Origin of the sequence: uncultured Phenylobacterium sp. (assembly GCF_902826855.1) — a bacterium.
Classification (GTDB): domain Bacteria; phylum Pseudomonadota; class Alphaproteobacteria; order Caulobacterales; family Caulobacteraceae; genus Phenylobacterium.
The window spans coordinates 1-17800 of the sequence record NZ_CADEGK010000095.1 but is presented as its reverse complement, the minus strand read 5'-3'; the positions used below and the strand labels follow the sequence as shown (position 1 = coordinate 17800).

Genomic DNA, 17800 nt, shown 5'->3' with positions numbered 1-17800 from the left:
CCGATCCTTTCCGTGATCGCTTCGAGAAGGGCGGCTGCTCTCGAGACCGACACTATTCATTATCCGCTCTCCCGCTTCCCTGCGGTCAAGGCGCATGGTCGCCGCTGCCATCCGTTCGGGCACATACCAACCGGCGGGGAGGGCACGCGCAATTGGCCCAGAGAAACAAACCCATAGGATGACGCCGACCCCGGCGCCGATGGCGGTCATGATCGCGACCTGACGGCCCTGTTCTCGCCCTGTGCGCCAGCCAGAAGCTAGCCGCTCCAGATCGGCCCCCGCCGTCACCACCCGCTGCACGGCGCTCCCCAACTCACGGCGCCCCTGCTGCGTCGAAAGCTCGGTCGCCTCCCGAAGGCGATAAGCGAACGTCTCGGGCGCAATTTGCAGGGCAGGGTGCGCCTCGATCGCGGTCAGGCTCTTGGCGATGGCGCCCAGCGTCGGCGCATAATCCGTTGAGGCCTTACCTTGGATCGCAGCCGACAGGCCCTCCACGCCGGCCCGCAACTGCGTCACCTCAGCCCTGAGCGCCTCGAAGGCCTCTGCCGCCGCGTCTTCCGCCTCGTCCTGCGCCATGGGTCCTCCTAGCGGCCAAGCCCTCGGCCGATACCAAGCGACCGCGCCAAATCCTGGGCAAGGTTCCGGCCGACTGATGGAGCCGCCAGCCCAAGCTCCTTTCGGCGAACTGACAGCAGCGACTCTACCTGGGGATCGCGGCCAAGGCCTTTGGCCATGGTCTTCATACGATCCTCGACCTTGCGTCGTGCGTCGGCGTGCTGCCAGCCACCCAGCTCGGCGTGCCGAGCCTTCAGCCCTGTCCAGCGCTCTACGAAGCGCTCGGCGCGTAGAGTGGGGTCGAGCCGCACCTGGTTCTCTCGGGCCAAGCTCTTACCGATCGCGTCCATTCCGCCGGGCTGGTCAACGCGGCCTGCAAGACCGCGCTGGCGCGATAGGGCTGACCGCAGATCGTGCGCGGCCTCCGGACTGGCGGCGGCCAAGGCCTTCTCGGCGCGTTTCAACGCCAGGTCCTGGTGAGGCAGGATCGGAAGCCCGCCGTCTCGCATCCGCTCGATGTCGGCGAAGGCCCGGGCATAGCCGCGCACACCCTCAGCGATCTCGGGGCGCTGCAGGACTGCTGCAGGGGCTGCGGAGCGCGTGCGAACCGTGGCCGGCGTCGCACGTGGCTTGAAGCCTGTGAACCGCGACGGCGCCCGCTCGGCCGGCGGCGCAGCCCCGCGCGGCACGATGATGTCCGATTGCCCTAGTCCGCGCCGTTCTGCGAAGGCGCCGCTGTAATCCAGCGTCGTATCTTTTGCGCGCTCCCGGCCCAGCGTTCGGGTGAGCTGGTGACGATCCTTGAAGTCGTCGGCGCCGTAGTGGACGGCCAGCGTCTCCCGGTGACGGCTCATCCCGACATAGGCCGCGTGACGGTCCAGGCCATCGCTGGCCAGAAGATGGGCGTGATCCACGGTGACGCCCTGGCTCTTGTGGATGGTCGCCGCATAGCCGTGGTCGATCTGGGCGTAGTCCTTGAGATCGAATTGCACCTGGCGTCGCTCCGCGCCGTCCAGGCGGACGACGAGGCGAGAGCCGTCGATCGTCTCGACGGTCCCCAGCGTGCCATTCTTCACACCCATCGACCGCTCGTTACGCAGGAACATCACCCGATCCCCGGCTGCAAAAGCCCGCTCGCCGCGCTCGGTCACCACCATTTGCTCGGCGCCCAGCTCGCCGGCATCGCGCATCCGGCCGCGCGCTAGTTGATTGAGCTGCGCCACATCGACCCGGGTGTGGGCGAGCATGAGCTGGCTGACCTCGGGCTTGGCCTGGCGGAGCGTGTCCCAGCCCTCCACGAGGGCGCTGCGGGCCGCTTCACGCGTCTCGTGGCCCCGCACCATGCCGGCCGCGTCGTAACGGTCCAGCGCGGCGCCTGTGCGGCCTGTGGCCAGCTCCCGCGTCGCCTCCCGCTGCCAGCCTTCCCGCTGGCGGCGGATCTCGGTGATTTCGGCGGCCCCGTGGCGCTCGGTGAGTGCGCGGAACGCAGCCCCGGCCTCGATGGCCTGGAGCTGCTCGGCGTCGCCCACCAACACGACCTTGGCCCCCGCCTGGTCAGCATGGGCAAGCACCCGATCCATCTGCCGCGAGCCGATCATCCCGGCCTCGTCGATAACCAGCACGTCGCGCGCTGAAAGTGCGTCCCTGCCCTGCGCCCAGCCATGCTCGAGACTGGCGATCGTCCTCGAAGAAATCCCCGACCCGGCCTCCAGACCCTCCGCCGCGATCCCCGATAAAGCGGCGCCCCGCACCTGGTAGCCTTGCGCCTCCCACGCCTCGCGGGCGACGCCCAACATGGCGCTCTTACCCGTGCCGGCGTAACCAACCACGAGGGCCAGATCCTTAGCGCCGGTGATGTGGTCCAGAGCGTCGCGCTGAGAGCCGGCCAAGGTCAGGCCACGCGCCTGGCCACCCGCCAAGGCCACGTCCCGGGCGGCGGGTGACACTCGGTGCTGTCCCCTCCCCGCGATCTGCTCGGCCGACCGCTCCAAGCGCTGCTCGACGCTGAGCATCTCGCGCGTGCTGAATCGGTCTCGGCCGGCGCCATCCTGCCCTAGCGGGACCAGCTCGGGTGAGGTCTTCACCGCGCTCATGGCCTTGCTGAATTGTTCGGCGTCATCGGTGTGTCGGTGAACAAACCGGGCCAGGTCGTGGTCGGTAAAGGTGCTCTGCTGCCGGGTGAGGGCGTCCAGGGCCACACTCGGTTCGGCGATGATTTTTTCGCCGTTGCGCCGGGCGATCTCGCGGTGATCGAGAACGCGTTCGGCGTCCTCGCCCCGGTCCTCGCGGCGCGCGCCGGCCGGCCCGATTTTGTGCTGCGGCTCCAGGTCGATCCCCTGCGCCTCAAGGGTCCGGTGATCGATGCGCGCATCGATGTCGAGTTCGGCCAGGCGGGTGTTCACATGCCCCGCCCACGCCTCCCGCCATTCGCTCAAAAGCTCGGTGCTATTCCACTCCCGGACCTTCTTGCCGAAGCCGTCCGGACCCGCCTCGCGCATCGACAACATGACGTGCGCGTGGGGCTTGGCCAGGCCGTCCGGCCCGATGTCCCAATGCACATTGAGGTCGGCGACCATGCCGCGATCGACAAACTCTCGCTGCACGAAATCGCGCGCCAGCTCGATGCCCTGAGCCTGGTCCAACTCACGTGGTATCGAGAACTCGACCTCCCGGGCGAGCTGCGCGTCCTTGCGCTTCTCGAACGCCTCGACTTCGTTCCACAGGGTCTGACGATCCTGCCAGCGTTCGGGCGAGCCTTCCGGCGCCATGATCTCGGAATGCTCGACGCCGGCCTTGTTGCTGAAGTTGTGCGACCGCCCCAAGCGATCATCGTGCAGCTCGGAGGCCGAACGATAGGCCGCCGCCGCCACGGCGCTGGACCCGTTGGCGCGGCTGATCACCTTGGCGCTGAAATGATAGATCGCCATGGCGCACCATTGCGCCAAACTCCCTCCGTTTCAAGCGCACGTCGGCACGACGTATAAGCGCGCACTCATCTCCTTCCGTCGTTTCGTGACTGACGGGGCATTTCCGCCCTGGCCAAGCTGGACACCAGGGAGTCGGCTGCTACGTTTCTCGCGAGGGGGCGGGCACACTGGGAGAAGACAGGTGCGAAAACCCCGCGATATCGACGCTGAGCTTCGAGCGCTGCAGGACAAGGCCAAGACCCTGAAGGCGCGCAAGGTCGTCCAACTGGGCGAGCTGGTCATCGCGACCGGGGCCGACGGGCTCGATGCCGAGACCCTGGCCGGCGTTCTGCTCGAAGCCCTCGACGGCGCGAAACAACCGGACGCACAGGAGGGGTGGCGCCAACGCGGGGCCGCCTTCTTTCGAGGCCGCACGCGGTCCCGCAAAGGCGCTGGCCAACCTTCAGACGACAACCCAGGCGCAGCGGCGAACGGCGGCGGCCATGGCGCGCGTTGAGGCGGTACGCGCCCGTGCTGACAATCGCGGCTGGGCCGTCGAACGCCGCGCTCGCACCCGTCAGCTGATCGAGCTGGGCGGCCTCGTCCAAAAGGCCGGTCTGGTCGATCTTACCGACGATGATCGCGCGGCCCTTTACGGCGCCTTCCTCGGTCTCGCCGACATGCTCAAAGGCGAGGGCGGCGCGGGCCTGGTGGAGGTCTGGCGCCGGCGCGGCCGGAAAGTTTTCGAGGCCGAACAGTGAGGGTCCTGCTGCGGCTGGTGGCCCTCACCGCCTACGTCGGCGGCGGCTATTTAGTCGGCTATTTTATCGGCCGCCTGCTGCTGATCCCGCTCGCCGGCACTGCGCACATCGATACCACCCTGCACTACGGCGTAACGATCGCCGGCGGGGTGCTCGGGGCCATCAGCGGGCTCGGCTGGTTTAACGCCCAATTCCCCCTCGCCGCGGCCAGAGGGGGCGTTCACGGCTCGGCCCATTTCGCCGACGCGCGTCAAGTGCAGGCCAGTCTCGGCGGCGGCGCTGGACTGATCGTCGGCCGCGAGAACCGGCGCGGCGGCAAGCTCCTTCACTACGCTGGACAGGCGCACCTCCTTACCATCGCGCCGACCCGTTCAGGCAAAGGTGTGGGCGCCATTATTCCCAACTTGCTGACGGCCGATCGCTCGGTGTTGTGCATCGATCCCAAGGGCGAAAACGCCCGGGTGACGGCCCGGGCGCGGGGGCGGTTCGGGCCGGTTTATGTGCTCGACCCCTTCGGCGTATCTGGCCAACCGTCGGCCACTTTTAACCCCCTCGACAGTCTTGAACCGCACAGCCTGGATCTCGCAGAAGACGCCGCCCTGCTCGCCGACGCCTTGGTGCATGACCCACCCGGTCAGGTCGGCGAGGCCCACTGGAACGAGGAGGCCAAGGCGCTGATCGCCGGCCTGATCCTCCATGTCGTCACCGCCAAAACAGGCGCCGCCCGCAATCTCGCCCGCGTCCGTGAATTGCTCACCCTGGCGCCCCAGGAGTTCCGCGATCTGATGGTCGCCATGCAGGCTAGCCAGGCTGCCGGCGGCTTGGTTCGGCGGGCCGCCAACCGGCATCTGGGCAAGAGCGAGCGCGAGGCGGCCGGCGTCTTGTCGTCGGCGCAACGCCACACCCATTTTCTCGACAGCGTTCGCATCAATCACACTATGGCGGGCTCCGAATTCCGCTTCGCGGATCTCAAGGAGACCAAGGCGACCGTGTTCCTGGTGCTGCCGCCCGAACGTCTCGACGCCTATGCCCGCTGGCTGCGCCTGTTGGTGGCCCAGGCCATCCGCGACCTGGCGAGGTCCCCTGCCCTGCCGGCAACGCCGGTCCTCTTCCTGCTCGACGAATTCGCGGCGCTGGGCCGCCTGGAACCGGTCGAACGGGCCTTTGGACTGATGGCCGGCTACGGGCTTCAGCTCTGGCCGATCCTGCAGGACATGCACCAGCTTTGGAGCACCTACGGCGAGCGGGCCGGGACCTTCGTCTCGAACGCCGGCCTAATGCAGATCTTCAACGTCGCGGACGTGGAAACGGCGAGCTGGGTGTCCAAATCGATCGGGGCCACAACCATGAGCTATCAAACCACAGGCACCAGCACCTCGCGCGGCGGTATGCAGCTTTTTGAGACCAAGAGCAGCTCCACCTCAACGCACCTGTCGCGGCGCGAGCTGATGACGTCCGACGAAATCATGCGGCTGGATTCGAGTTTGGAGATTCTCCTGTGCCAAGGGCAGGCTCCGGTGATCGCTGCCAAAGTGCGGTTCTACGCGGACAGCGAATTCCGGGACCTATTCAGACCGACGTGATCAAGGCCCCTACAATAGACGGTCGGAGCTTCACTAACGGGTGGTAATCCGACCGAAACCTTAGCTCAGCCAGAGTGGCGGCGATGTCTGCCTTGCACAAAGCTCTAGCGGCGCACCCTCTTGCTAAGAAGCCGTACAACGCGATCAAATTTGCGCGCATCGACGGTAACGGCGTTCCGCTTTACCGGGTTGGGAAGACAGGCCAGGACTTGGGTGCGGCTGCGGCCCTGAAGTCTGCCTTCGAGTTGTTCGGCGGTCACTGTTTCCATTGCAAGACGTGGATGCCCCCACAACCCCTTTCTCATGACTGCACTCGCGATCACCTCCGTCCGAGGAAAGACGGCGGCAAAGACTACCTTCATAACCTGGTCTTTGCGTGTGGGCCCTGCAACCGTGCTAAGGGCGGTAGTGACCTCATCAGCTTTCGTGCAGAGGTGGGGAGCGAATATATGAAGGCGCTGGATGCACACTTAGTCCGGTGTCTCCAGAAGCTCGGATCTGCCGGCTAAATTCGCCTATGGGTGCGAACGCGCCAGTTGGCGCCAAGCCGAAAGTAGACGTTAGCCTTCGACAACCTGCCCGGAAAATCCCAGGAACCGCCCTCGCCCTCGCCCTCGCTTTTTCCAGGCCTGGATGCAGCCCGCATCGGTTCCCGGGATTCCCCGCCAAAAATGCATGGCCTCCCTCGGAGGACACTTGCTGAGTTTGATACAGCCCACTGTCGACCCAGGTGGAGGCTCTGGGTTTATGTCGGTGCATCCCAAGAGCATCATTTTATCGGCCGAAGGCCGATTCCTTCTGGGGGATGCCGGGTGGGAGGATCGCTTTTGCGATCCGGGGCGAAGCGGCAAAGCCGCGTAGCGAGCCGGCGGGGGCGTAGCCCCCAAGAGGCGGAGACTATGCTTCTCTTTTTATCGATCCGGCCGTTAGAAGAGATTCTGTTAGATATAGGGAAGTTAAAGAGTTAAGCCGAATCAAAGGCTTAGTATCTCCTTGTTTTCCCTAGCGAATTTTTCGCGCCCGGTTCCCGTTACCACGGGCCTTGGTTCCCAAAACCACGCGGGACAGGTTCCTAAAACCACGTCCCTAAAGGTTCCTAATACCACGGGCTTTCAAGCTGCCCAGGCGGCGCCCGCCGGTTCCTGAAACCACGTGCCTTGCCGGAGAATACCGGTTCCTAATACCACGAGCCTGAATTGCCCGACAAAAGCGGGCATTAGCCCTCCTCTGGCCCCCGATTTTTGTCTCGGACTCGCCCTCAAGGGGCGAATCGGGCGTTGATCCGCGACTCATCTCCCCTCCCCGGTTCCTGAAACCACGTGCCAAAATCCCCTGCGCGCTCAACGGATTGAGTCGGGTTCCTAAAACCACGAGCCCTCCGGGGCGCTCGGCCCTCTATGTGGCGTGCCGCCGTCATCCCAGCGTCAGCCGGTCCCGAAAGCTCTGCACTGTGCCCATTGCAGCTTCAAAAGGCAGCTTCTCGCCGTACACCATCGTCTCCATAAGTGACGAATATTGTGCAGCAAATTCGCGGTGCGTAGCCATGGTGTCCACCGCTCTGAAGGTCTCGACCAAAGGATCGGCCTGGTAGGCCGGAAAGTCATCGCCGCGGGTCGCGGCATCGTCCTTCATGGTGTCGAGCGCCAGCTGTGCGGCGTCCTCGGCGTCGTAATGACCGGCCAGGCGAGCCAAATCATAAACGTGGCGCGGCAGGGTTGGATCAAGCGCCTGCTGGCTCGCGAACGCCTCACCACTGCGGCGGGTCAAGGCGACAAACTTCTCCGCGGCGATCTCCACCAGGCTCACACAAGCGATCCCGGGAATTTCAGCCTGCCCTCCGCCGGCCTCGGCCACGAATGAAATCACCGGCCGTTCCGTCAGCGGCCGACGTGTCGGGAAAGCTGAGATCTCGATCTTAATTTCCGGCCGCAACACGCCCTCCCCCTTCATGATGGGGTCGTAAGGCAGGTCGTAGCGGACATAGGTGTCGTTGTGCTGCACCGTCGTGTGCTGCGGCTCGACCATAAATCCTATTTCGCGCAGGCGGTCGGAGACGTCTCGACGAAGGCGTTTCAGAGCAGGACGAGCGGTCGCGTTCTCCCCAATCACCCGCAGATCAACGTCCTCCGACATTCGCTGGAGCAGGCCGTAGGCCCGCCCAAGAGCGGTCCCGCCCCCAAAGGCCAGCGTTAGGCCGTCGCTCGCCGCGCTCCGGATCGCGGCGAGCGCCTGAACCACATGCCAATCCTTCTCCACGAGCGCAGGCGACGGAAGATTGAAGTGGTCCTGGACCTCAAGGAGCGTTTGACGATCCGGCTTACCGTTCAAGGCGCAGCTCCGTCCGCCCATCCGACAGGTGTCGGCTGAACCGGCTCTTCACCTTGACCGCCGGATTGACCGGGATCTGCGTCGATCGGCCTTCATTATAGGCGCGCACGCTATCGCTAGGCTCCCAGGGCACGCCCAACTTGGTCAACGCCTGCAGCGCAGCGCTTGAAAAGCCATTGGCGCTATCCACCATGGGCCTGCCCGACAGCCGCGAACGCGTCGCCCGGGCATACACGCCGTACCCCAGGCGGATAAGCCGGCCCTCCTGAACGAGGGTCCGTAGGGCGCGCAGCACCTGGTCGTCGCCGGCAAGGTCAGCGAACTCACGCGGAAGGAACACGTCGTCACGAGTCCGGCGACTCATGCGGTATTCGATTTTCTGCTTTAAAGTCCTCGCCTTCTGCACAACGACCTCCTGCAAAAACCCGACACCTCATATATGCAAAAACCCGACACTTTGCAAGGGCGCGGTCCGATGGCTTAGGAGAGGGTTTTCGCAGGGAGGGGCCGCATGAGGATGGGGTGCTTAGCCGCGGATAGGTGGCGTGAACCCCGAACCCGCGTGTCTGCGTAAACGGCTTTTAGCTTTCGCTCTCAAGCTTCATCACGCGGACAAGCTCAGCCTGGGATGCGCTCCAATTGTCCTCAAGGTCAGCGACGTAAGCTTTGTGCCAACCGGAGTCGCCGTGCTCTCGGTGAGCGTGGACGAACGCGGATTGCGTTTCTTCAATCACCGAGTTCCCGAACGTCCCTGTAGCGGCCACGTCGTTCACGATCACCATGCGTGCGCGTCCGTAGATGCTTGGACCGTCTGCCTTTTTTATCCGCTTTGCCCTGAGCAGCGCGTGAACGGTAAAATGAAGCAGACCCAGAAAAACCAGTACGCCATCGTCCGTGGAGTCGGCGCCCGCCTCGGCAGCGCGCTCGCACGCGCGCTCATAGATCGCTGGCATAAGCGACTTCAGATTATCAGCGTAGGCGGATCGCTTAAACACGGCCCATGACGCCCAGGCCGTAGAGCACGTGCCAAACGGGGCTGGTGCGTGTCTTCTGCTTTTTGAGGCAGTCCAACTTCTTCACATGGTCCAGCGGCTGCGAGAACTCGTCACACATCCCGAGGACTCCGGCGTAGCGCTCGTTTTCGACCCGCGCGAGGGCGCTCCCGAACCAAGCCAGACAAAGCGCAAGCACGGCGATGAATGCGTTCTTGATCATTTCTCGAGCAGATCACAGCTTGACCATAAGTTGAAGCAAGGTGGGCCCTATGCGGGAAGACTACAAGCGACAGTGAATGACCACCCGCGCCGTGACGCTGGGAACGTCCGCTAAGAGGCGCTGGGCCTACCCCGGCATGTTGGCGCGTTTGTCAGCGCAGGCTGTCACAAAGCCGTCTGGCGGATATCCGCCCTCGATCCAAGCCGTCCACGCACCATCAAACGCCCGTGGATCGCGCTGAGCGTCCAACCACGCCGCGCGGGCATCTTCTCTGCCCCGCTGGCTCTTATCGGCCCCACGGCGCTCCTTGGCGGCTTCGTGGGCATACATACGATCGACGAAGTGAACCGCAGGACTTCCGTCTTGGGTCGTCGTCTCACGCATGGCGTAGCGGGGCAGCTCGTCGGCCCGGCACATCTCCCGAATCCGGAAGGTGAATTTCTTCAGCGGCGATTCACTGCCGGTCTTGTCGTAGAGCGTGGTCATCTTGACCGTCCAGCCGTGCGGCTGAGATCCCGCGTGCTTGCGCGCGACGCGGTAGATCGCCCGCTCGATGCCGCCCGTCAGCAGGAAATACTCCCGATCAAGCGTCAGGATGTTCCCGCTCATGATGCCGTCCAGCAGCCAATCCGGGACCCGCAACGTCAGGCTTTTGAGCTGTTCGGGGTCGTCGATCCCCTCCCCCTCCCCCTCGATGTCGCCGAGGTAGTGGAAGGCGGTATAGCGGCGCTTGCCGGCCCGGATATTGGTCTCAACTTCCGTGGTCCGCAGGCGTTTGATGGCCCGGAGCAACTCAATGTAGTCCTGGCCGCTGGTGCCGCGGGCGATCCCCTTGAGCAGCTCGTAGGGCGTCGTGTGAATGATCGGCCGCAGATCGTTCTTGCCGGCGTCGCGCTGGGCGACGATCCGGGAAATGCACCAGATCAGGATATCGGCGTCCCAGATGGTCGCCATGCCGTGGGTCGGGTTGCCATTGACCTTGATCCACAGCTTGCCGTCCGGGGTCTCGTAGTGGATCGGCTTGTTACGCTTGCGCTTGGCGATGGAGAAAAACGGTCGCTCCATCATCTCCGCGCTGTCCTTGGGCGCGTAGTCGATCAGGTCGGCGATAAAGAAATCCCGAATGGGGTGCGGGTCAGCGCGGGCGCTCATCGGCCCTCCCCTGCCCTACCCGCCTTCAGGTGCTGGGACATCATCGCTCACCCATTGGGTGCTTGCCCGCTTGGCGAAGGACGAGATCCAAGGCTTCCCCGATCAGCGCCTGCACGGTGACGCCGCGCTCAACGGCAAGCAACTTCACCGCGCGCGCCATCTCTGGCGAAAAATAGCCGGCAACCATAGTCTTGCCGACCCGGGCCTTTGCGGGCGCTGTTGCGGGCGCCTCGGCCGCCTTGCGCGCCCGGGCTGGGCGCTGCGATGGCGCTGGCGGGTTTGGTGCTGGAACCGGCGCGGGCGCCACTGCAGGACCCGCAGCTTGCGCCAGCCGCGATGCAAGACTGGGACGCGCGCTCATGCCACTGCCCTCTCAGAGTTAGATTGAGGACGTGTGGACATGTCCAGGCGTCCACATGCCCACGTGTAAAGCTGATCGACTTCGCTGGCCGCCTTCCCGGCCGGCTCATATTCCGCCGCCGACTGGCCGTTGATGACGGCATGGCGGAAGGCCGCGCGATCCACCAAGCAGACCGGCGCGATCGCGAGCTGCAGGCTGGTGATGACGGTCGCTACCTCCTCGATCAGCGCCGTAGCCCGTGGCGGCACGGCATTGAGCACCACATAGGCGGGTTTCTGAGCCACGCGGACCAGCTCCGATGTGGTCTTGATGGCGTGAAGATCGAACGCCGAAGCCCGGGTTGGGATGAGGACCAGGTCGGCCGCTTTGGCGGCGGCGACAGCGGCGCTATCAGCGGCCGGCGGACTGTCGATGATGACCAGATCGACACCAGACTTGCGCGCCTCCGCCAGGGTTGCGGCCAACCGGCCGTGGGGGGCGGCCACAACGGCGGGATTTTCCGTCCCACGCCAGTCGGCCCACTGCGCCGCCGTGGCCTGCGGATCAAGATCGATCAGGGCCACCGTATAGCCGGCGTTGGCGGCGGAGACCGCCAGATGGACGGCCACGGTTGTTTTGCCGACGCCGCCCTTCTGACTGACGATGGATATGGTCTTCATGGGAAGCAGACCTCTGTAGCGTGTCCTCACGTCCACAGGCGGACATGAGGATGGTTCAACAGGCGGACACGCCCTCGCGTCCACACCTCCGCAGACGGACACGTCCTCAACCCGACGTGTGGACACGTCCACGAAAGCGACTTTCGCCAGACTTGGTAAACAAACCCTTAAGAAACTCGCCTGGATCGCTCCACACGTCCGCGTGTGGACACGTCCGCTATGCCGATTCCTCTGAAACGACGAGCAATTGCCGGGCCGGCCGCCCGAGCGGCTGCGCATGGGGGCTCGTCTCGCAATCCTGTCCGCGCGCGAAGCGCGCGCCGGGCGGGTGGGTGGAAAAGGGGAGGGGCCGCCAAAGGGCGGCCTCCATCCGCGCCCCGCTAAGGCGCGCCCTCCTGTGGCTGCAAGGCGTGCAGGAACTTCACGGCGCGCTCGGCATGGGCCGCGGCCGACACAATCGCCCGCTTATCGTTCTGGAGAACTTCAATCCAGCTGGCGATATAGGCGGCGTGATCCTCGCGCGGCTCAAGATAAAGGCCAAGGTCGGCCGCGAGGAACGCGGAGCCCAGTTCGGCGACAAGTTCTTCCCGGCTATAGCCTTCGTCGCCCCAGCGCTTACGCCCAAAATCCCGGTTCAATCGGCTCGGCGCGCGCGTCCAATGGGTCGTCTCATGACCGAGCGTTGCATAGTAGCTCTCGGCGTCGCGGAAGGCCTCAAAGGGCGGCATTTGAATGCGGTCCTCGGCCAAGGCGAAATAGGCCTGGGCGCCCCCGTGACGAACCTCTGCACCCGTGGCGGCAAAGAAGGCCTCGGCCCGCGCGATGCGCCCACAAGCGGGCAGGGCAGGGGCCTTGGACTCGCTCGGCTCAAACCCGGCAGGCAAACCGTCGATCTGGGCCACGTTGAACACAGTGTAACTCTTGAGGAAGCGCACATCGCGCGGCGGCCCTTCGGCGCCGTGATCGCCATCTGTCTCCTCGCCATCGCGGCTCAGCTGGCCAAAGTAAACGACGGGCGCGCCCTTTTCGCCTTTACGCACTTGGCCGCCGAGTTGCTGCGCCTGGCGATAAGTCATCCAGGTCGGAGACACGAACCCGCTGGCCGTCGCCTCCATCCACAACAGTAGGACGTTGATCCCGTTGTAGGGCTCTCCCGTGGCCCGCAAGGGACGGCTGACCCGTCCGCCAAGGTGTTCGGCGCTCCACGGCCTGGTCCAGGGTCTGACACCCTTTTCAAGATCCGCGAGGATGCGCCCTGTGATCCGGGCATAGGGGTCGGTCGATGAGATGGGCTGATGCTTCACCTTGAACTCTCCTGATCCGTGCAGCGGGTCATGCCGCGCATGATCCCTGCCGGCCCGGCGAGGGCGGAGAGGGTGGGGGGCAAGGGCCGCGTCTGGGTCTGGGGGCGGCCGCAGCGCAGCGAGGCACGGCCCGGGCGCGACCCTTGCGGGGGCGGGAGAGGCAGCGCCTTTCCAGCCCCACAGTTTGGAATGAATGAAGAGCGCGAAGGCAGCGCCGGCGCGCCGCCTAGACTTGGCCGAAGGCCGCCTTGCGCCTCAGCGCGCGCGAAGGATCGTCACCGGATGGCCGAGACGCCTTGGCGGCTCGGGGAGGGGCCGTGCTCCCGACTAGAGCCTGGTCGGCGCAGCCGACGCGCCAGTCATTCCTCACGACAGCGCCTCAGCCCATAGCCGTGAGGCTGGTCGTTTAGGTGTTTATGGGTGAATCATCGGGTGCGCGGCTCACCACGATCGAAAGCATCACCGTGGGCGAAGGGGCAGCAAGGGTCGGCGGTGGCGGTTGGTAAGGCAAGCCTTAGGCCCATGGGAGGGGGCGCAGCGCCACACGCGGACATGTCCTCATGTGGACACGTAAACACCACGCAAGACCAATACGGGCGTTCGCGGGTGCATTACCGGCGAAGCTCTCCAGCAGCTGGCCGCCACGCGTTCAGGAGACAGGACGCGCTATCGTCTTCGAGTCCGAAATATGTAGGCATTTATCGGACAGACGGACGAGAGAAGTCCTCACCCGGACGGCCAGCAGAAAAGGCGAAGCCACCTAGGCGCGCGCGATGCTGCCACTTATATGCCTCGCACTAAGTGCTACTTTTCCGGGGGCACGGAGATTTGCAATGACCGCGACGCGTAAGTTCAAGAGCGCCGCCTTCGAGGCGATCCACACCGCCATCGCTGGCATGGAGCGCGCCGGCACGCTCGAGAAAGCGACCATGCGCGATTTCGATCAAACCTGCCTCGCCATAACACCCGCCATCGGGCCGGCGGCGATCAAGCAGCTCCGCGAGACCAACCAAGTCAGTCAGCCTGTGTTCGCCCGCTACCTCAACACCAGCGAGAGCACGGTCGAGAAGTGGGAAACCGGGGCCAAAAAGCCGAGCGGCGCCGCGCTCAAGCTACTCAGCATCGTCCAGAAGCACGGGCTCCAAATTCTGACCTAACTGGCGGACGACGCCGCCTCTAAGGGGAGCGTTTTCACCTTCGCACTTCATAGCGTAGCTTCTCCTCATGAGGATCACACGAGTAGCGATCAAAAGGTGGAGGTCCATCAAGGACCTGCAATTCTACCCAGATGACATCACTGTCCTGGTCGGCCCCAACAACGCCGGCAAGACGAACATCCTGAGCGCCATCAATTTCCTCCTCGGCGATCGGTGGCCAATGCCGGCCAATCTGGAAGATTCGGATTTCTATGCCGGCGACCGTACTCGGGACATTGAGATCCGCCTGGAGCTGGCTGACGCTCCCATCTCGTGCATCGATTTCAACACCGGGCGGGGCTGGCCGTTGGAGGTGTACGACAACAATGGGATCCAGGTCCGGGGATTTAACAACGACCAACGAAGCAAACTGGCCTTCGCCTACGTCGACGCGGGCCGAAACTTTGACCGCCAGTTCGGGATGTCTCGCTGGTCCCTTTTCGGCCAGGCGGTTCGTCGTCTTCATGACGATCTAAAGGGAGCAGGGGAGGGCGGGCCGATGGCACAACTCCGCGTGGTTCTCGACCAAGCACATGGCCTCCTCCGCACCGATCTCTATCAGGAATTCGAGACGAACATTCGTGAGGCCTTCGCGGCGCAGCTTCGCACCGCAAAATTCGACGTGGCGTTCGAGTTCCGGACGTTGGACGAGACCAATCTTTATCGCGGACTATATCCGACGCTCATCGAACGGGGCAGGGCCAAATCGCCCGCCGAGGTCGGCTCAGGTGTGCGAAACCTGCTCGTCCTGGCCCTCTTCCAGGCGTTCGCCAAGTCCTTCCGGGGGGGCGCGGTCTTAGGGATCGAGGAGCCGGAACTGTATCTTCACCCGCACGCGCAACGCAGCCTTATGGCGCAGTTCGAAATTCTCGCTGGGCAGGGGAATCAGATCTTCGTCTCTACCCACTCGGCCGCATTCCTAGACGTCACCCGCAGCGAGCGAATCGTGATCGTCGATCGCTGCGCGGACGAGGAAGAGGAGGTCTGTACCCAGGCGCGCATAACATCTGCGCCGGCGCTACTCCATGCGCGCCAGCAGCTGCATCCACTTCAAGCCATGACGGATGCGTCCCGCCGCGCCTTTCTTCGCAGCGTCAGAACGAACGAGATGGCGGAGGCGTTTTTCGCCAGGGTCGTACTCGTGGTGGAGGGTGCGTCGGAGCGAGAGGCGTTGCCGATCCTGCTTCGGGCTGCCGGCCTGAACCTCGATGAAGAGGGAATCTCGATCGTCGTCGCCGGCGGAAAGTCCCCGATCGACACGGTGGCTCAGCTCTACATGGCGCACAGGATTCCTGTCTTCGTCATATTTGATAACGACGCCTCGAAGCCGCCGGCCGACAGGGCGTCGAACCGGACCGTCTGCCGCCTGCTTGGTATTCCAGAGACGGACCTGCCGGCGGCCCAGGTCGGCGACAAATTCGCGATCCTGAGCGAGGACTGGGAGAGCCAGATGGATAGGGACCTGGCCGAGTGGCCTGGTTGGTATGCGGCGCAGGTCCAGGCTGCCCGGGACGCACTGAATATCGCACCCGGCCGCAACAAACCTTTAGTGGCGCGCTATGTGGCCGAAACAATTGCCGCCCTGCCTTACGTCCCGAATTTCGTCGGGCAGATCGCGGCCAGCCTGAGAAAAATCTTGGGCGAGTTAGATCCCTAGCCTTGCCGCTGCCGACATGGAGATGCGGTTGTTCACGTTCTACCATTTAAGCGACACGGTGCACGCGGTCGGGGCCGTGCTCACGCCGCGAGGATACCCCCGCGTCACCGGCGCCGCCATCGAGGAGCGCCTCGAGCGCTTCAGGCCTCCAGACTGCTTGGCGCGAAACAAGGCGGTCTATCTGTCGCCAAGCCCCGAGTTCAAAGGCTACGGCCTCACCCGTGGCTACATCTACACCGTGCTCGCGGCAGACCCTGAGTTCCATGACACGGCATGGCTTACCTCGATGCAGAAAAATGCCTTCCTCGATAAGCATGGCGACCTCATGACGAAGCGCTGGGGGTATGCTTCCGAGCAGCAACTCGACGATGATTGCCTGCGGTACTGGTCTGGGATCGCCGCGCTAGAATCGTCCATGGAGGCGTTGGTCAGGGAAGCGACGATCATCGACGTGTCTGCAGATCTGATGGATGTAAGATCTATGGAGTCGCGGTTCACGTCAGGTAGCTGGGACGCCGGCTAACGGGCGAGCGTGGCGTAGAGGGTCGAGACACCGACCCCACAGGCTCTCCCACCAAGGTCGGCAACAACTTGAGGGGCGCACGCGAGGCAGCAGCAGAGCGTGAGGAGCTATCGTGGCGCGATTTATATGTGATAAAGGACATTATCACATATAAAGGGGACCGTTATGAGCCGCTATCGAGCGCAGGTCCGGGAAGTCGTAAACCGCAACACCGTTGTGAGCCTGGCTCTATCCCAAGGCTTCAACGCTTTCTTGCCAGTCTACGATGGCGGCATAGATTTCATTCTTCAGCACGAAGGCGATGGCCGACTGCGCAAGGTTCAACTCAAGTCGAGGTGGACGATCGATCGGAAATACCTTGGACGCGATATATGGATAGCGTTCCCGATCTCTAGTGACTGGTACCTCGTTCCACATGACGAGATGGTGGCGCTTGCGGAGGCAAGCGGGGCGACCCAGACAGCCTCGTGGGTCGCCAACGGCATCTACAATATGCCCCGGCCTTCAAAGATCGTGATCGCCGCGTCAGCGAAATATCGACTTGATCCAATTGAGGACGTCGCTGCAGCTGCCGCAGGCGACGAGCAAATTCAATGAGCGGCGTGGCGCTCGCCACGACGGGCAACGCGCCTCTGCCAACCCTCATCACAGCGGGCGGCGAGCGGGCGCAAATCCGTTTCCTAGAATTCTTCGCCGCGACCATCCGTAATGCCAACACCCGCCGCGCCTATGCCCGCGCGATCCTCGATTTCCTCACTTGGTGTGAGGGTAGGGGAGTGAAGTCGGTTGCCGGCGTCCAGCCGATCCATGTCGGCTCGTATATAGAGTCGTTGAGCCTCGCCCGGTCGGCGCCCACAACAAAGCAGCATCTGGCCGCGATCCGCCATCTATTTGACTGGCTGGTGATGGGCCAGGTCGTGCCGCTGAATCCGGCCGCCTCCGTGCGTGGGCCACCCCATAGCGTTCGCCGGGGAAAGACGCCGGTGCTCGATCCCACAGAGGCGCGCCAACTTCTCGATGCGATCGACATCTCGACACCGGCCGGCCTGCGCGACCGGGCGCTGATAGGCTTAATGGTGTTCAGTTTCGCGCGCGTTGGGGCCGCCCTCGGGATGAGGGTTGAAGACGCGTACGTCCAGAACCGGCGCCTATGGGTGCGACTGCAAGAGAAGGGCGGCAAGATCCACGAAATGCCCTGCCACCACTCGTTAGAGGCCTATCTCGACGCGTATCTCGACGGCTGCGATCTGCGGAGAGATCAAAAGGGACCGCTTTTCCGCACCATCGAGCGGGGCAGGGCGGTCTTGAGCAAGAGGTCACTGGCACAAGCCAATGCCTACGCCATGATTGGTCGCCGGGCCGCAAGGGCCGGCATCACCACCAAGCTTGGCAATCACACCCTCCGGGCGACGGGCATCACCGCCCATCTCAAGAATGGCGGCACACTGGAGGACGCAGCTGCGATGGCCCACCATGCGTCCACGAAGACGACACAGCTCTCTAATCGGCGGTCGTATCAGGCAGACTTCGACGAGTGCCAAGGCGGGAGCATTTGATGCGCCGCGTCGGCGCTACCCTGTCCGTAGAAAGCGTGTAAACA

General features: G+C 64.0%; 19 protein-coding genes. 9 read left to right on the top strand and 10 right to left on the bottom strand.

Going from position 1 to position 17800, the window contains the following annotated elements:
• Nucleotides 1–576, bottom strand: a 576-nt coding sequence (locus QZV94_RS13940; RefSeq protein ID WP_293678513.1) for a hypothetical protein, incomplete at its 3' end; no start/stop codon positions are given.
• An 8-nt stretch (nt 577–584) separates the two neighbouring features.
• The gene (traA, locus tag QZV94_RS13935; protein ID WP_293678512.1) at nt 585–3482 is read right to left on the bottom strand and encodes a Ti-type conjugative transfer relaxase TraA; all 2898 of its coding nucleotides are present in this window, start codon (nt 3480–3482) and stop codon (nt 585–587) included.
• A gap of 181 nt (nt 3483–3663) precedes the next feature.
• Here traA and QZV94_RS13930 point away from each other — a divergent pair, with 181 nt between their 5' ends.
• The 4 genes from QZV94_RS13930 (at nt 3664) to QZV94_RS25190 (ending at nt 6314) form a co-directional block, all read left to right on the top strand.
• Nucleotides 3664–3978, top strand: coding sequence for a conjugal transfer protein TraD (locus QZV94_RS13930; RefSeq protein ID WP_293678511.1), 315 nt, complete (start codon nt 3664–3666; stop codon nt 3976–3978).
• Complete coding sequence (locus QZV94_RS13925) at nt 3965–4222, top strand: conjugal transfer protein TraD (protein WP_293678510.1); 258 nt, start codon at nt 3965–3967, stop codon at nt 4220–4222. The genes QZV94_RS13930 and QZV94_RS13925 overlap by 14 nt, the downstream gene beginning before the upstream one ends.
• Nucleotides 4219–5805: a type IV secretory system conjugative DNA transfer family protein gene (locus tag QZV94_RS13920; RefSeq protein ID WP_293678509.1), complete on the top strand. Its 1587-nt coding sequence runs from the start codon at nt 4219–4221 to the stop codon at nt 5803–5805. The genes QZV94_RS13925 and QZV94_RS13920 overlap by 4 nt, the downstream gene beginning before the upstream one ends.
• Before the next feature lie 83 nt (nt 5806–5888).
• Entirely contained in the window at nt 5889–6314 is a 426-nt protein-coding gene (locus QZV94_RS25190; RefSeq protein ID WP_367254465.1) for an HNH endonuclease, read from the top strand.
• A gap of 904 nt (nt 6315–7218) precedes the next feature.
• Here the strand turns inward: QZV94_RS25190 and QZV94_RS13915 are convergent.
• From QZV94_RS13915 to QZV94_RS13885, 8 genes are all read right to left on the bottom strand, one after another.
• A complete protein-coding gene (locus tag QZV94_RS13915) occupies nt 7219–8133 on the bottom strand; it encodes a nucleotidyl transferase AbiEii/AbiGii toxin family protein (protein WP_293678508.1) in 915 nt (304 codons plus the stop codon).
• On the bottom strand, nt 8123–8539 hold the full coding sequence (locus tag QZV94_RS13910) for a hypothetical protein (protein ID WP_293678507.1): 417 nt from the start codon (nt 8537–8539) through the stop codon (nt 8123–8125). Before QZV94_RS13910 ends, QZV94_RS13915 begins: the two co-directional genes overlap by 11 nt.
• A gap of 175 nt (nt 8540–8714) precedes the next feature.
• Nucleotides 8715–9086 carry a hypothetical protein gene (locus tag QZV94_RS13905; RefSeq protein WP_293678506.1) on the bottom strand — a complete coding sequence of 124 codons (372 nt, stop codon included), beginning with the start codon at nt 9084–9086 and terminating at the stop codon, nt 8715–8717.
• Nucleotides 9087–9120: 34 nt separating this feature from the next.
• Nucleotides 9121–9348: a hypothetical protein gene (locus QZV94_RS13900; RefSeq protein ID WP_293678505.1), complete on the bottom strand. Its 228-nt coding sequence runs from the start codon at nt 9346–9348 to the stop codon at nt 9121–9123.
• A gap of 126 nt (nt 9349–9474) precedes the next feature.
• On the bottom strand, nt 9475–10500 hold the full coding sequence (locus QZV94_RS13895) for a replication initiator protein A (protein ID WP_293678504.1): 1026 nt from the start codon (nt 10498–10500) through the stop codon (nt 9475–9477).
• Nucleotides 10501–10540: 40 nt separating this feature from the next.
• A complete protein-coding gene (locus tag QZV94_RS25185) occupies nt 10541–10861 on the bottom strand; it encodes a ribbon-helix-helix domain-containing protein (protein ID WP_367254462.1) in 321 nt (106 codons plus the stop codon).
• A complete protein-coding gene (parA, locus tag QZV94_RS13890; protein ID WP_293678503.1) occupies nt 10858–11520 on the bottom strand; it encodes a ParA family partition ATPase in 663 nt (220 codons plus the stop codon). The genes QZV94_RS25185 and parA overlap by 4 nt, the downstream gene beginning before the upstream one ends.
• 380 nt (nt 11521–11900) lie before the next feature.
• Nucleotides 11901–12824, bottom strand: a complete 924-nt coding sequence (locus QZV94_RS13885) for a zincin-like metallopeptidase domain-containing protein (RefSeq protein WP_293678502.1) — start codon at nt 12822–12824, stop codon at nt 11901–11903.
• Between the two features lie 833 nt (nt 12825–13657).
• Between QZV94_RS13885 and QZV94_RS13880 the strand changes: the two genes are divergently transcribed.
• The 5 genes from QZV94_RS13880 to QZV94_RS13860 all read left to right on the top strand — a co-directional run bounded on the left by QZV94_RS13880 (nt 13658) and on the right by QZV94_RS13860 (nt 17756).
• Entirely contained in the window at nt 13658–13981 is a 324-nt protein-coding gene (locus QZV94_RS13880) for a DNA-binding transcriptional regulator (RefSeq protein ID WP_293678501.1), read from the top strand.
• Nucleotides 13982–14048: 67 nt separating this feature from the next.
• A complete protein-coding gene (locus tag QZV94_RS13875) occupies nt 14049–15677 on the top strand; it encodes an AAA family ATPase (RefSeq protein ID WP_293678500.1) in 1629 nt (542 codons plus the stop codon).
• A 28-nt stretch (nt 15678–15705) separates the two neighbouring features.
• On the top strand, nt 15706–16200 hold the full coding sequence (locus QZV94_RS13870; RefSeq protein WP_293678499.1) for a hypothetical protein: 495 nt from the start codon (nt 15706–15708) through the stop codon (nt 16198–16200).
• A gap of 165 nt (nt 16201–16365) precedes the next feature.
• Nucleotides 16366–16797, top strand: a complete 432-nt coding sequence (locus tag QZV94_RS13865; protein WP_293678498.1) for a hypothetical protein — start codon at nt 16366–16368, stop codon at nt 16795–16797.
• Nucleotides 16794–17756 carry a tyrosine-type recombinase/integrase gene (locus QZV94_RS13860; RefSeq protein WP_293678497.1) on the top strand — a complete coding sequence of 321 codons (963 nt, stop codon included), beginning with the start codon at nt 16794–16796 and terminating at the stop codon, nt 17754–17756. The genes QZV94_RS13865 and QZV94_RS13860 overlap by 4 nt, the downstream gene beginning before the upstream one ends.
• Nucleotides 17757–17800: the final 44 nt, after the last annotated feature.

Coding starts and splice junctions, on each gene's coding strand:
- traA (WP_293678512.1), bottom strand. CDS start 3,482: ATGGCGATCTATCATTTCAGCGCCAAGGTGATCAGCCGCGCCAACGGG.
- QZV94_RS13925 (WP_293678510.1), top strand. CDS start 3,965: ATGGCGCGCGTTGAGGCGGTACGCGCCCGTGCTGACAATCGCGGCTGG.
- QZV94_RS25190 (WP_367254465.1), top strand. CDS start 5,889: ATGTCTGCCTTGCACAAAGCTCTAGCGGCGCACCCTCTTGCTAAGAAG.
- QZV94_RS13905 (WP_293678506.1), bottom strand. CDS start 9,086: ATGCCAGCGATCTATGAGCGCGCGTGCGAGCGCGCTGCCGAGGCGGGC.
- QZV94_RS13900 (WP_293678505.1), bottom strand. CDS start 9,348: ATGATCAAGAACGCATTCATCGCCGTGCTTGCGCTTTGTCTGGCTTGG.
- QZV94_RS13895 (WP_293678504.1), bottom strand. CDS start 10,500: ATGAGCGCCCGCGCTGACCCGCACCCCATTCGGGATTTCTTTATCGCC.
- QZV94_RS25185 (WP_367254462.1), bottom strand. CDS start 10,861: ATGAGCGCGCGTCCCAGTCTTGCATCGCGGCTGGCGCAAGCTGCGGGT.
- parA (WP_293678503.1), bottom strand. CDS start 11,520: ATGAAGACCATATCCATCGTCAGTCAGAAGGGCGGCGTCGGCAAAACA.
- QZV94_RS13880 (WP_293678501.1), top strand. CDS start 13,658: ATGACCGCGACGCGTAAGTTCAAGAGCGCCGCCTTCGAGGCGATCCAC.
- QZV94_RS13875 (WP_293678500.1), top strand. CDS start 14,049: ATGAGGATCACACGAGTAGCGATCAAAAGGTGGAGGTCCATCAAGGAC.
- QZV94_RS13865 (WP_293678498.1), top strand. CDS start 16,366: ATGAGCCGCTATCGAGCGCAGGTCCGGGAAGTCGTAAACCGCAACACC.
- QZV94_RS13860 (WP_293678497.1), top strand. CDS start 16,794: ATGAGCGGCGTGGCGCTCGCCACGACGGGCAACGCGCCTCTGCCAACC.